Source organism: Lentilactobacillus dabitei (genome assembly GCF_019061365.1).
GTDB lineage: Bacteria > Bacillota > Bacilli > Lactobacillales > Lactobacillaceae > Lentilactobacillus > Lentilactobacillus dabitei.
The window spans coordinates 1-213 of sequence record NZ_JAHPPD010000178.1; the positions used below are offsets into that span (position 1 = coordinate 1).

A 213-nucleotide genomic window follows, 5' to 3' on the forward strand; every position below is an offset into this window, starting at 1 on the left:
GTGAGCGCTCTTTAGTTTCTTTTGCCATGCTTGATGTCGGTACTGCCAACCTTGGTCTGTGTGTAAGAATTGCTTGTATGGCTGATTTGGAATTAAATTGACGAGTGCTTCCAGAGGTTTTAAGGCAAACTCAAGGTTCGGGCTACCGGCCGTAATGGCATAGGTAAGAATCTCGTTGTTGTATAAGTCCATGATTGGCTCAAAGTAGACCTT

1 pseudogene is annotated in these 213 nt (G+C 44.1%); it reads right to left on the bottom strand.

The features are described 5' to 3' along the window. Positions 1 to 213: pseudogene (locus KTE19_RS13680) on the bottom strand (IS3 family transposase); the annotation flags it as partial.